This window comes from Variovorax sp. J2L1-78 (assembly GCF_030317205.1).
Lineage (GTDB): Bacteria > Pseudomonadota > Gammaproteobacteria > Burkholderiales > Burkholderiaceae_C > Variovorax > Variovorax arabinosiphilus.
Genome location: NZ_JASZYB010000003.1, coordinates 438948 through 453932, shown reverse-complemented (window position 1 = coordinate 453932; position 14985 = coordinate 438948). Strand labels below are relative to the sequence as shown.

Sequence of the window (14985 nt, the reverse complement as noted above, 5' to 3'; positions counted from 1 at the left end):
CCCTGGGCTTTGAGATCCGACCGGCAGGTGGGGCACAAGGCAGGCTGAGTCAACGACGGTTCGCTTCAACCGAAGAGACGGACAAGAAAATGGCAGCCATCGTCAGCGGAAACAGCCTTGGTCTGAGCTTGACTTCCTTGAGCACGCTCGGACAGCGTGGCGTCCTAGGGACGGCAGGACAGGGACGCAACGCCGAGCAGTCCTTCGTCAACATCGCCAACGGAAATCTTGTCCTTCAGGACTTCGATGACCGACTCGAGGGACGCGGCCTCGACATCGCGGCCGTCCGCACGTACAACAGCCAGGGCCTGTTCACGGACGACAACGGCGACAACTGGAATGTCGGCGCGTTCGGTCAAAGCATGTTGCTGACCGGCACCATGGGCGCGACAGGCAGCACGGTGACAAGGACCGACCGCGACGGTGCCCAGGCCGTCTACGCCTGGGACAGCAGCCGCAGCAAGTACGTCAGCACAGCGGGTGCTGGCGCTTTCGACACCGTGGCGCACGATGCCGCTACGGGTCGCTGGATCTGGACCGATGGCAGCAGCGGGCTGATCGAGCGATACGAGACCAGTGGTGCAGGCCGCTTGATGTCCGTGGTGGACCCGAGCGGGAACACGGTCAGCTATGCCTACAACGCCAACGGCACGCTGCAAAGCATGAGCAGCGCCAACGGCGAGGTGACCTACTTCGACTACACCGGTACAAACCTCACCCAGATCCGCACGGTCGCTGCGGGCGGCTCCACGCTCACGCGCGTGCGCTACGTCTACGACGCCGCGAACCGGCTCTCCAGCGTGAGTGTCGATCTGAGCCCGGAGGACAACTCGGTTTCCGACGGCAGCCGTTACCTCACGGCCTACACCTACGACGGCACGAGCAAGCGTATTGCCTCGGTCACACAGAGCGACGGTACCAGCCTGCAGTTCACCTACGTGCAGACCGGCGGCCAATACCGGGTGGCCACGGTGACCGACGGTATGGGCGGCGTCACGTACTACAACTACGACACGGTGAATCGCCGAACCAACGTGATCGACCCCATGGGGCTGGTCACCGTGTATACCTACGACCCCGAAGGACGCCTGGTCGAGGTCAAGGCGCCGGCGACCGGCGGCGTCTCGGCGACGACCACCTTCAGCTACAACAGCAACGGGGACGTGCTCCAGGTGATCGACGGCAAGGGCCAGGCCGTCACGATGCAGTACGACGCGAACGGCAACCAGGTGCTGCAGCGGGATGCCGCGGGCAACACCATTTCGCGCACATTCGACACGCACAATCAACTGCTGACGGAAACCGTGTACGCGATCGCGGATCCGGACGGCGCCGGCAGCGCTCAGGCCGGCGCCCCCGAGACCACCCGCTACGTGTACGACGGCAGTGCCAGGAATCTCCTGCGCTTTGTTGTGAGTCCGTCGGGCCGCGTGACGGAGTATCGCTATGACAGCTACGGGCAGAAAACCAGCGCCATCGACTACACCGGCAGTGCCCTGTACGACACCACAGCACTGAACAGCACGACCGTGCCCTCCGAGGCCCAGATGAGCAGTTGGGCCGCGAGCACCTCGCAGCGCACGCAAAGCAGCCGTACCGATTTCGCCTACGACGCCCGAGGCCAGTTGCAGCGCTCCACGACCTACGCCGGGCTGAATGCCGATGGCACCGGTGTCGTCGATGGAACTCAGAGTGTGAACGAGTACGTCTACGACCGCTCGGGCCTGTTGCTGAGCACGGTGAATGCGAACGGCGGCCTCACGCAGTACGCCTACGACGGACTGGGACGGCAAATCGCGGCACGGGATGCCCTGAATAACAGCACGCTCACCAGCTACGACGACGCCGGCGGTCGAACGACGGTGACCTCTGCCAATGGCCTGGCGACCACCAGCGCCTACGACAGCGCGGGTCGCCTGATCGGCGTCTGGCAACGCGACCCGGGCGGCAACTCTCTGGGCGAGACGACTTTTTTGTACGACCCACTGGGACGACCGTACATGCGGGTAGATCCCACCGGCGTGCGCACCGGCATGCTCTACGACGAAGCCGGCCGCCTTGTCGCAGAAATCGATGGGACCTGGCGTCTGACCGAGTACGTCTACGACGCGAACGGCCAGGTCACACAACGAATCGTCTATGCAAATCCCACCGATCCGGTGATGGTCGCCCAGTTGCTCGCCAATCCAGCGGCGGCGCCTGCGAACCTGCTGACGCCGCTCAGACCGGCTGCCAGCGCAGGTGATCAACGGCTCTGGAAGATCTACGACCAGGCCGGCCGGTTGGTGCGTTCCATCGATTCGGCAGGCGCCGTGACCGACACGGTCTACGACGGCGCGTCGCGTGTGGTGGCGGTGATCGAGCGCAGCACGCGCATCAACACCAGCGCGCTGGGCACTGCGCCGACCTTCGCCCAGACAGAGCCCGCCAGCGATGCCGCCAACGACCGGATCAGCCGCAGCTTCTACGACAGTGACGGCCTGCTGCGCGCAACGCTCGATGCCGAGGGCTACCTTGTCGAGTTCACCTACGATGCCGGCGGCCGATTGGTTGAACAGCTGGCCTACGGCGTCGCGACGGCCTCTGCTCAGCGTGCGACGGGTTCCCTGCCCTCTCTGCTGGCAACGCTTGATCGTGCAGACCCGCAAAACCAGCGCTCACGATGGCTGTACGACGCGCAGAACCGGATCGCGGCGGAGATCAATGCCGAGGGGTATCTGACGGAGCGCGTGTACGACGCAGCCGGAAATGTCACCCAAGCAGTGCGCTACGCGACGCGCGTGGATCAGGCTTTCCTGACGACGGCAATCGACTACGCGCTGACCGTTCCCCAGATTCGCCCGGCCTCTCGCCCCGAGGACCGCTCGACCGTGGTCACCTACGACAGTCTGGGCCGAACGGTTCGTTCGGTGAACTACGAGGGAACGGCAACCGAATACAGTTACGACAGCGTCGGCCACCTCGTGCGCACCACCAGCGCGGCGGGCACCGCGGAAGCGCGAACGCTGACCGCTCGCTACGACATCCAGGGCCGGCTTGTTGGGGAACTCACCGGCGAAGGCAGCGCGCTCCTGACCGGCAATCAGACCCAGGCGCAGATCGACGCGATCTGGGCGCAGTACGGGCTGACCCACACCTATGACGCCGCAGGCCGGCGGACAAGCACCGTCGACGGCTACGGCAACAAGACGCGCTTCTACTACGACTACGCCGATCATCTCACCCACACCATCGATGCCCTGGGTGAAGTTCAGGAGCGCACCTACAACACACTGGGACAAGTGATCGCGACGGTCCAGTACGGCACACGTATCAGCGCGTCGGTTCTGGCAGGGCTAGGAGGCGGGGTGATCGATGGAACCATCGGTACCGCATTGAACGACGCAGTCAACACGATCCGCAATCCCGCGGTGGACAGCCATCAGACTTTCACTTACGCCGCCACGGGTCAGCTGTCCGCAAGCACCGACGCGCTCGGCAACGCAACGCAGTTCAACTACAACGCATTCGGCGAAACGGTTGTTCGTTCGCAGGCAGTGGGCGACGGTCGAACCTTGACGGAGACATCCACGCGTGACCGCCGCGGTCTGGTGACCGGCACAGCGCTCGACGCGTCCGGCGTGAATGCCATCAGCAGCGCGGTCTATGACGCCTTCGGGCGCACCACCCGCAGCGTCGATGCCAACGGGAACGTCCGTCAGCAGACCTACGACCGACTCGGCCGTGTGATCACGACGCGCGATCCGCTCAATGCGCTGCGCAGTGCGAGCTATGACGCCTTCGATCAGGTGCTGTCGCAGACCGACGCCCTCGGCAACACGACGTTCTTCGCATACGACAAGGCGTTGCGCAGCGTCGCCATCACCTCGCCCGAGGGAATCACGATCACGACCGTGCATTCCCGCCAGGGCCAGACGCAGCGGGTCGTGGACGGCAATGGCAATACGACCAGCTTCAGCTACGACCGCAACGGCAACCTTCTATCGACGACCACGGCGCTCACGACCACGACCAATACCTACGACCGGTCCAATCGGCTGAGCCAGACTGTAGACGCCAACGGAAACACGGTCGAGTTCACTTACGACGGCGCCAACCGACTTCTGCAGCGCATCGTCGACCCGGGTGGCCTCCGCCTGATCACCACCTACGAATACGATGCCAAGGGCCAGCAAATCGGCGTCACGGATCCGAACGGCACGCTGACTCGGCTCGAGTACGACCGAAAGGGTCAGCTCATTCGTCAGAGCGTCGATCCGAGCGGCCTGAATCTGGTCACGCAGTACACCTACGACGGACGGGGCAAGACGCTCACCGTGGTGAGTCCTGGTGGCACCACGGTTCGCTACAGCTATGACACGTTGGGCCGTCGAACCCAGGAGCAGGTGGATCCCGCCGGCCTGAACCTCACGAGCACCTTCAGCTACGACAAGAACGGCAACGTCACGGGTCAGACCGATCCCAACGGCAATCTCACCCGATTCGTCTACGACGCCGACGACCGTCTGATCTTCACGCTCGACGCGCTGGGCCGACTCCAGCGCGACGACTACGACGCCGAAGGGCGCATCGTGCGAACGCAGGTCTACGCAGCGGCGGTGTCGCTTTCAGGGCTTCCCACCTCGCCAAGCCTGTCGGACATCGAGTCAAGGGCCGTCGCCAACACCGCCGCCGATCATGTCGAACATCGCGTTTTCGACAAGGACGGTCGGCTGGTCGCCACGGTGAGTGGCCTGGGTGAAGTCGTCAAGTTCACCTACGACCCAAATGGCAATGTCATCGAGCGCGTTGCATATGCACAGCGCATCGCGCTTTCGGGCTGGGTCGCCGGCAGCGTGCCCAGTCCTGCGGTCGACGCCATGCACGACCAGCGTGTTCGCGTGGTCTACGACGTGCTCAACCGGGCGACGCATACGATCGACGGAACAGGCGCCGTCGTCCGGCAGTCTTTCGACGGCAACGGCAATGTGGTGGAGCGCACGGCCTACGCCACGGCCGTGTCCGTTTCCGCAACTGCCACGGCCGCCCAGTTGGACGCAGCGCTCGTCGCTGTCGCCAACGTCGCAACGGACGCGCATGATCGCCTTGTCTATGACCGTGCCAATCGGCTCACATGGAGCGCCAACGGCGTCGGTGCCGTTTCGCAGCGGCTCTATGACAAGAATGGCAACCTGACCAAGCGCATCGACTACGCCACGCCAGTGGCGGCGCCGGCTCAGCCTAGCACCGTACCTCCCGCGGCCGGAGACCGGATCACTGACGCGGTGTACGACAGGGCCAACCGTCAAATTTTTGGCATCGATGCCGTTGGTGCGGTCACCAAGACCGGATACGACAAGAACGGAAACATCGTTCTTCGCTATGCATTTGCGGCACGTCTGGCGCCACCTACAAGAACAGGTGCGCTCACGGGAGCGCAGGTCGAATCCGCGCTCACCTACGCACCGCTGGACCAGGACCGCATCAGCATCGCCATGTTCGATGCTGCCAACCGCCAAATCGCGGTCATGGACGGTTCCGGTGCCGTGACGGAGACAGCCTTCGACGCGGTGGGCAACGCCGTCCGGAGCACGGCACGCGCCAACCGCATCAACCTCGCCCATTTGGGCAACAACTGGTCTGCAGACCATTGGGACCTCCGCGCGCTGACCAGCGCGAGCAGTGCGGATCGCATCACCAAGAGGTCCTTCGATGCCGAGAGCCAACTGATCTTCAGCGTCGACGCGCTCGGCTACGTCAAGAAGAACAGCTACGACAGCTTCGGCCAGCTAAGTACGGTGACGGAGTATGCGCTGGCAATCTCCGCGACGAACGCAGGCACCGCCGCATCGATCGCAGGCGCCGTGGTAGCAGACCCGGGCGACCGTACCAACCGCTTCGCCTATGACGCGGCCGGGCGACTCAGCACGAGCACCGACCCGCTGGGCGCTTCCGAGCACTATGGTTACAACGCCTTGGGCCTGAAGACCAGTTTCACCAACAAGCTGGGCGCCGTCTGGAGCTATGACTACGACGCCGCGGGTCGCATGACCCAGGAGACGGCGCCCGCGGTCGACATGACGGCTCTCGTGCTCGACGGCGCAGGCAATCTGGTCGTCGATGCGGCGCACTCCGGCAGCGCGAACCTCGTGACCCGCATGGCTTACGACGCCTTGGGCAACCTGCGGGCCCGCACCGAGGCGCTGGGCCGCCCCGAGCAACGGACCACCACCTACGCGTACGACGCGGTGGGCCATCAGATCAAGGTGATCTATCCCGAGGTCGGCGTCTACAACCCCGCAGGCGACAACCTGGTCACCAACGGTGCGTCTGGCCTGGCTGCACGCACAGAAACCCTGTCGACGCTCTACACGGAGACGCGCTACGACGTCTTCGGCAATGCCGTCAGCAATCGCGACGTGGCAGGCAACTACAGCTACAAGGCGTACGACGTGCGCGGGCAGTTGCGATATGACGTCGACGCATTGGGCTACGTCACCGGCTACCTGCGCAACACCTGGGGCGATGTCATCGAGCTGACACGCTTCGCTGCGGCCACCGCCCTCACGAGCGGCAATCCGTCGAGCTTGAACTCGGCCCAGGTCGAGGCAGCCATCAGTGCGGCGGGCGTTGACCATTCCAAGGACCGACGGCTGCTCACGGACCATGACGCGCTCGGTCGTGTCGTCCGCACCCGGGAGTCCGAAGCCTTCGTCTACGACTCGACCAAGGAAGCCAACCAATACTTCACGGGCGCCCGCACCACCGTGAATACGTACGACGCCTTTGGCGGCGTCACACAGGTGGCGGTGCTCACCAATGCGCTGACGCAGGAATGGGCGCGGACCTCGCAGTACTACAACCTGAAGGGCGAACTTGTCGCCACGGTCGATGCGCTCGGCTATCTGACTACCCAGGGCTTCGATGCTGTCGGGAATCAGGTACTTCACCAGGAATTCGCCACCGCGATCGCCGGCTGGAACCCCCAGTCGCCGGCAGTGGGGGTCCCGAGCACGGCAGCCAGCGCGAGCGACCGCCTCACGCTCTACAGCTTTGACCTCGCTGGCAGAAAGACCAGCGAATCGCGCGTCAACGTCGAACTCGGCGTCGGCGCCTTCAGCACGCTGGTGACCGGTTTCGGCTACGACGCGGTGGGCAACCTCACCCGCACCACGGACGCCACCGGTGCGAGCACCTACAGCTACTTTGACGCGCTCGGCCGCGTGCGGGCGGTAGCGGCTCCGGCCCGATACAGTTCCGCCACCAATACCGTGCTCACACCGCTGACGGAGTTCCGACGGGACGCCTACGGCAACGCACTGGTGATCACAGAGTTCAACCGTGGCGCTGCGAGCGCGAATGAAACGAGCTATGCAGTCGCCGCCGACGCGGCGGATCGAGCCAGCTTTGCGGCCTACGATCGCTTGGGCCATGTGACTCAAACCACGGATGCCGCGCGCTCGAGCAAATACAGCTCCTACGACGCGCAGGGCCATCTCGCCAAGGAATGGCGGATGCTCACAAACGGTGACGGCGCCTCCAGCACGCTGTTCCGAGCCTACCAGTACGACAAGCTCGGTCAGCAAACCCATGTGATCGACCCGGCTTCAACCGCCGTGGTCAGCGGTGGCACGGTGGTCAACGTCAGTCAGGCCCAGGCCGGGCTCGTCGATTCGCTCAGCCAGTTCAATGCCTTCGGCGAGGTGACGAACAGGAGCGTCAACGGACAGGCCGGCGAATACTTCGACTACGACAACGCCGGCAACGTGTGGCGCACCAATGCAGGCGACGGCGTGGACAAGGTGGCGTTCTACAACCTGATGGGGTTGCAGACGTCGCAAATGATCAGCTACGGCGCCACCTATGCAAACCTGAACCTGCGCACCGCGTCCGCACCGGCTGAACTCCTTGGTGCACCGACGCGGCGGACGGACATGGTCTACGACGCCCTGGGGCATCTGGTCCGCACCGTCGGCGTCGAGCATCAGGAAATTTCACAAGGGCCGACCACCGGCCGCACATACAGCCAGGCGTCTATCACCTCCTCGGCGACCCGTGCGAGCGACGAATCGGGCATTTCCGACTGGATGGGCACCAACAGGGTTTCGGTGTCCTGGGCTCCGTTGAGCCAGCTGGGCAGCGGCGACGTCAAGGTCGTCATCGAATATCTCACCGTTGCCGGCCAGCAGCTCGACGAGTCGAACAATCCTATCCCGATCACCGATGAATCGGGCAACGTCGTGGGCACGACGGGCCTAGAGAGCCGCACCCACACGCAGATCTTCGCAGCGGCGCCTGGACTCGAAAGCGCGACGCTGAGCTGGGAAGACCCCGACGCCGTGACGGGGGGCATCAGCAAGATCACCCGCATGGCGGTCTACAAGAAGGATCTCTACGGGAACTGGCAGCAGATCACCAACCAGCAGTCACTCGGCTACGGAGGTCAGGTGATCGACGTCGCTACGCCGACCGATCCAAGCACCACGGTTCAACTGGAAATCCGCCTTGCCGGAACGCCAGGCGACGGCGGCTGGGCGTCTGCAGGGCTGGTGAACTTCGGCGACAAGCTCCGGTTCGATGCCAGCGGTCTCGCGGCCGGCACGTATGAATACCGCGCAACCGAGATCAGCACGACGGGTACCCGCGTTGTGGTCGGGACGGGCAATCTGACGCTCTCGGCACCTGCGCTTCAAGTCATTGGCGGCGCCATCGGTTTTCCGGCGCCCGGAAGCATGGAGGGCGTCCTCTACGGCGGCCAGCTGATGTGGCAGCCGCCAGCACTCGGAGTCGAACAGGTCTTCCGGATGCGCCCCGTGGGCAGCACCGGCGCATGGACTTCCGTTGCCGTGGGTGGCTATGCAAACGGCAAGGACGGCGTCGACGTTGCGAACATCGCCGCCGGCACCTATGACTACGAACTTCTCTGGATTCACCCCGGCGAAGGCGTTCCCTACGCCCACGCGACCGGGCAGATCGCGAGCACCGGCTTCAGGCCGCCGCAGACGGTTCCGCAGCAGAACTATCCGGTCATCTTCGGCGTCTCGGCGGATCTCGCGGTACTTGGCGGCAACGTCACCGGCGTTGACGAATCGGGCTTTCCGATCTATGAGACGGACGAGTCCGGCAACCTGATCGGTGGAGCGGCCTACGTACCGGTCGTTCAATGGCCGCTCGATGGTGTCTTCCCCGTCTCGACGGTCACCTTCCGCTACCGGTTGCAAGGCAGCAGTGACTGGCAGACCTTGCCGGTCCAGACCGTTCTCTTCGGTACCAATGAATCGAGCCTCGGCCTCGGCAAACAGCAGGTTGACCTGCGCGGATTGCCGCCGGGCAACTACGACTACGAGATCGTCGCTCAGAATCACAACGCAGTGCGCACAGGGCAGGCCCTCGGTGTGCTGACCATCAATCCGCCGACACCGGGCCACTACACGCCGACCCAGGTGTTGGTGAATGTGCCTGTCACGATCACGCCCGCGGACCCCTCCGGCTACATCGTCGGCTACACGGGGGGTGGCGTCACCTATGGCCCTCCGGTCGTCGTTGGGCAGGATCCGTTCGGCAACCCGATCTTCGGGCAAGGCTATGGGCGCGACCTGATCTCTGCCGGGGACGAATCGTCTGGGCCGGTCTACGGACCCGTACGGGCGATCCCCTACTACACCTACCACACCGAACAGGTCACCCAAACCGTTCCGGTGCAAGTCGTGGTGGGGCAAGACCCTGTTTGGGCACGCGACGAAGCCGGCAACATCATCACCACGCCGGTGTTCGAGACGCGCACCGGTACGCGTACCGTGGGTACGCTGGTCCAGGTCGGAACGGCACCAATCTACGCCACGGACGAAGCCGGCAACATCCAGTACCAGACGATCTACGAGACGCACTACGAGCAGCGGACGGTCCCCGTTTACACGTGGGTTCAGGTACCCCGCACCGAGGCCTACACCGTGGCCGTGCAGGGGCCGCCCGTCATGGTGCAGAACGAATCGGGTCAGTGGGTTCCAGCCTTGGACGAAGCCGGCAACGTCATCTACACGACGGCCTACGAGACGCACTATCGCACGGTGTACGACTGGGTTTATGCCCATACCGGCTGGGCGACCGAGACCTATCCTGTCCAGGTCGCGGTGTCCCAGCCCATCATCACCGGCTATCAGCCGGTGTACGAAACCCGATACCACGAGGAAACCTACACCTACCAGGTTCAGGTCGGAACGAACCCGGTCCAGGCTCTCGACGAATCAGGCAATCCCATTTATGTGACCCGGTACGAAACTCAGTACCAGCAGCAGACGGTTCAAGTTCAGGTTCGCACCCTGGTCACGCCGGCGGATCCGAACCAGTTCATCATCAGTTCGACACCGGGTGATCCTGTCTACGGCGCCCCCGTGGTTGTCGGCCAGGACGAGTCGAACAACCCGATCTACGGCCAGGGCTACAGCATGGTCAACGGGGTGGTCGTGGCAACGCCCTACGTGGTCATCCAGCGACAGTGGCAGGTCGTGGACGTGTGGGTGCCCGGGGCCCCCACCGCCCCGTCGAGCGTGGACACGACGCCGCCCTATACGCCGAGCCACACCATCCCAGCGGCGGGCCCCAGCTTCGCGTCCAGCAACACGACGGCCGCGGGCTCATCGATGATCAGCGGCACCGGCACCGCCGGCGCGCCGGCCAACCAGTCGCCCTGGATCGATGGATACGGCCAATCGCCGCGGCCCGTCATCAATCGGAACGTCGACCGATGGGGCAACGCCCTGGCGATCAGCGATCCGCGTTCTGCCAGCTGGGTCACCACCTATCGCTACAACGCCAACAACCAGCTCATCGAACAGAAGCAGCCGGATGCCGACGGCAACGCCAGCGCCAATGCACCCGTCACGCAGATCAGCTACGACGCCATGGGTCGGCAAATCGCCGTCAGGGACGCCAACGGTCATGTTCAAGGTCGCGTCTACGACCAGGGCGGCAATCTCGTCGAGGAGCACAACGCCGACACCGGGGTGATTCGGCACGGCTACAACGCCTTCGGCGACAAGGTGGTCACCGTCGACGCCATGGACAACGCCACGGGCTTCACCTACGACAACGTGGGGCGCCTGCTCGAGACGCGCTACGGCAGCGTCAACATCTTCACCGTCAACACCGCGACGAACTGGGCGCAGTTCGTCACGAACGGTCAGATCGTCGAGCGCAACGAATGGGACCAAGCCGGCCGCAAGCTCAGCCAGACCAACGGCGACGGTGAAAAGATCCGCTATGTGTACGACCTGGGCGGCCACGTGGTTCGCACGATCCAGCCCATGGGCCAGAGCACCCAGGCTGCGTACGATGCGCAGGGCCGCAAGATCGCCGAGGTCGACGGAAATGGCTACATGGCGACCTGGAGCTACAGCTACTTCGGTAGTCTCATGGCCCACAGCGACTTTGGCGGCCGTCAATATGGCTACACCTACGACAACGCCGGCAAGCTCAACTACGACAGCGGCACCAATCGCCACTACCAGTACACGAGCGAAGGGTACGTGAGCCGCATTTTCGATGGCAATACCGGCCAACTGGAGCGCTATGAGTACGACAAGGCGGGCAATCGCATCCGGGAATGGTTCGCACAAGGTACGGTGTACAAGGACAACCACATCGCCTACGACGCACTGGGTCGCATGCGGTGGGTGGCCGACGGGCGCGCCTACATCAACATCGAGTACGACAAGGTCGGCAACCGCACGCACATCAACACCCATGTGTTGACGCAGGACGCAAGCCTCGACAGCAACCTGTACTACCAGTACGACGCGATGAACCGCCAGACCGTGGTCGACGCCGTCGACGCGGCGGGCAACATCGGCCAACAAGGCCACCTGATCCAGTACGACAAGAACGGCAACCGTACCCAGGATACGTGGTGGGGCAACCGTGTGACCACCGTGGACGGCCAGAGCTACTTCATCGGCCTGGACGAGAGCGGCGTGGCGATGTACTACGACGTCCCCGCGACGTACCACACCAGCGTGGGCTACACCACCGAGCAGTACAGCTACGACAGCATGCGTCGCATGACCAGCGTGGTGCGCGACGGCGTGCAGACCGACGCCCGCTTCTACGATGCGGCCAGCCGTGTGGTGCAGACCGGTCCGGCCGGCGGCCTGCCCCAGGGCTATATCAACGCCCTCAACGGCACCAACTGGCAGGGACAGGCGCTGGCGGGCAGCGGCAGCGAAACGCGCGTCAACCGCTACAACGACAACGGACAGATCCTGCGCCAGGACGTGTACAAGAGCGACCATGCGATCAAGTACACCGCGGTGTACGAGGCACTGGGCGGCGGTGCAGCCCCGGGCGTGGGTGGCGCGGGCGGCTACGACGCCGCGGGCAACCTGCAGGGCTACACCGTCTTCGACTACAGCGGTGGCAATGGCGTGAGCGTGACCAACTACGCCAACGCCTACGACCGTGCCGAGGGCTACCGCCAGACCTCGACCTACGGCACCAACAACCACAACAACCCGGGTCAGACGATCTGGTCATACGGCAACGGTGGCGAGTTGACCGGCATCCAGGACGTCACGCTGGGCACCATGAACCGCACCTTCGTGAGCGACATGGCCGGCACCACGGTCTACGCGCAGCAGAATGGCGAGGGCCAGTACCAACTGGTGGTCAACGGCGAGGTGCTGGGCCGCTATGGGCAGATCCGCGACGAGGACAACCCGACCATCTCGGCATCCGGCGGGACGCCGGCCCGGCCCAATTTCAAGACCACGGCCGAATTCAATTTCGGCTACAGGCCCATCGACGGCAACTACCCGAGCGCGAGCCCGGGCACCTATGCGGTGTCCGCCGGCGACACACTCCAGGGCATCGCACGCGGCGCCTATGGCGACGAGAGCCTGTGGTACCTGATCGCCGATGCCAATGGCCTGGGCAGCAACGCCGACCTGAAGGCCGGCCAGGTGCTGACAATCCCGGCACGCGTGGGCTCGGCCAACGCGTCGGGGACGTTCAAGCCCTATGACCCGACGCGCATCGTCGGGGACACCAGCCCCAACCTGCCGGTTCCGGAACAGGATGAGGGTGGGTGCGGTGGGTTTGCGCAGATCATCATGGTGGTCGTCGCGGTGGTGGTCACCGTCTACACGGGCTACTACATCGGCGTTGATCAGATGACTGGCGCAGCAGCCGTTGCGGGGGGTGCGGCATCCGGAGCAGCCGGTTCTGTCGCAAGCCAGGTCGTGGGTAATGCGATCGGTGCACAGGACGGGTTCAGCTGGAAGCAGGTAGCGCTCTCTGCGGTTGGTGGCGCTGTCGGCGCGGGGATGGGCGGCTTCGCGCCGACCGGAAATGTAATCGCGGATGCAGCGATACGCGGTGCCATAGGCAGCGCGCTAACGCAGGGCGTCGCCGTTGCCACGGGGCTGCAAAGCAGCTTCAACTGGAAGAGCGTGGTCGCGAGCGCTGTTGGTGCGGGTGTCGGCAAGGCCGTGGGTGGGGAACTCAATGCAGCCTGGGGTGGCACGCCAGTGGGCGACTTCGCAGTGCGCGCTGGAAGCGGACTCGCAGCCGGAGCAACCACTGCCGTACTGCGAGGGGGCCGTGTGAGTGTGACGCAGGTCGCGGTCGATGCCTTTGGCAATGCATTGGGAGACTCCATCGCTGCGGCCAATGGGCAGGGCTCGGGCAGCTACGCGAGCGAGGACCCGCTGGGTGGCCTCATCGCTCTGAATGGCGGGTGGAGCGGCGTCTCGACCAATCTGCCGCAGAGCACGGGCTCCTTCAGCCCGGACATGTCGGCCACCACGGCAGATCAGTTGCTTGCCGATCTCGGCTCGGGTGGTCGGAGCTATGGCGGCGGTGGAACCCTCTACGCTGATGCATCGAGGGTGCTGCGCTCGGGCGTGATGACGGATGCGGGCGGAGGAGGCATCAATCCTGGCTCGGTCGAGTCGCTGCGCCAACCGGACGGCACATACAGAGCGGAGATCAACGGGGTGGCTGATGAGTCACCTGCTTTTACGGATGCTGAAGTCGTTTCGATGCGGGCTGAAAACCTGGCGCGTGCTCAAGCTCTTGCTGCGCAAGATGCCACGGCATACAGCAGCGGGGTGATGAGCAACGAAGGTCGTGCAGCCGGCACGCCATTGGCGCCTTTCCCGGACCGATGGGTCCGACCCGATATGGTCGATGGCTCCTTTGCTGCGGGGCATTGGGAGCCGTTAGGCAACGACTCGCCAAACGAGGCAAGAAGGCTGTCGAACTATCCTTCGCGGGAAATGCAGTTGGTGGGTTATTCGAACCAACAGGCTTCGGACTTCAGTGCGACGCAGTGGAAGGGGTTCGCTGCGGAGTACAAGGCGATCCAGGGCTCCAACTTCACGCGTGACAGCTTCTACAACGGGCTGTGGACCAAGGGGGCGCAGCTGGATATTGCAGCTGGCAACACGAATCGAGGGATCTTCGACGAGATGGCTGGCGTTGCCGGTGCGGCAGGGGCGCATGCGGATGTGGGATTGGCGGCTGGGCGCGGGATCGGGCAAGGCATCGGGAACGGGCTCGGCAACGTCATGGGCATGGCGGGGCGAAAGAACAGTGTTGGCGCTGTGAAAATCGGTGGCAATGTTCAACCCAATGCCGAGCTTGTCGGACCGTCACCAGAGTTGATCGGGCCACAACTCCCGCCTTGGAAGGGGCCTATTGACTATGGCGCGCTCTTAAAGGACGGACCACGCGTTGGGGTGGATAAGCCCTTTACGGCAGCACAGAAGCGCAAAATTGCAGAGCAAAATACCCGCATCAACGATGGATTGTTCCGTTCGGACGAAGACGGAGCCGTGGCACTAAACAGTCCAAAAAGCCAGTCAGGGGTTTCTACACCAAGAAACGCCGCTCAGTTTGATCACAAGATTCCTCGCAAACCAGCGGATCCCAATGTGTCCCCTGGAACCAATAGCTATAGCAATGCCGCCGTGCTTACAAGTGAGCAAAATAGAGCCAAATCGAACAAATAGG

Annotated in this window: 1 protein-coding gene; it reads left to right on the top strand. The window is 63.9% G+C overall.

The window, feature by feature from the left end:
- Positions 1-89: 89 nt before the first annotated feature.
- The gene (locus QTH86_RS20630; RefSeq protein ID WP_286648014.1) at positions 90-14984 is read left to right on the top strand and encodes a LysM peptidoglycan-binding domain-containing protein; all 14895 of its coding nucleotides are present in this window, start codon (positions 90-92) and stop codon (positions 14982-14984) included.
- The last annotated feature ends 1 nt before the right edge of the window (position 14985 follow it).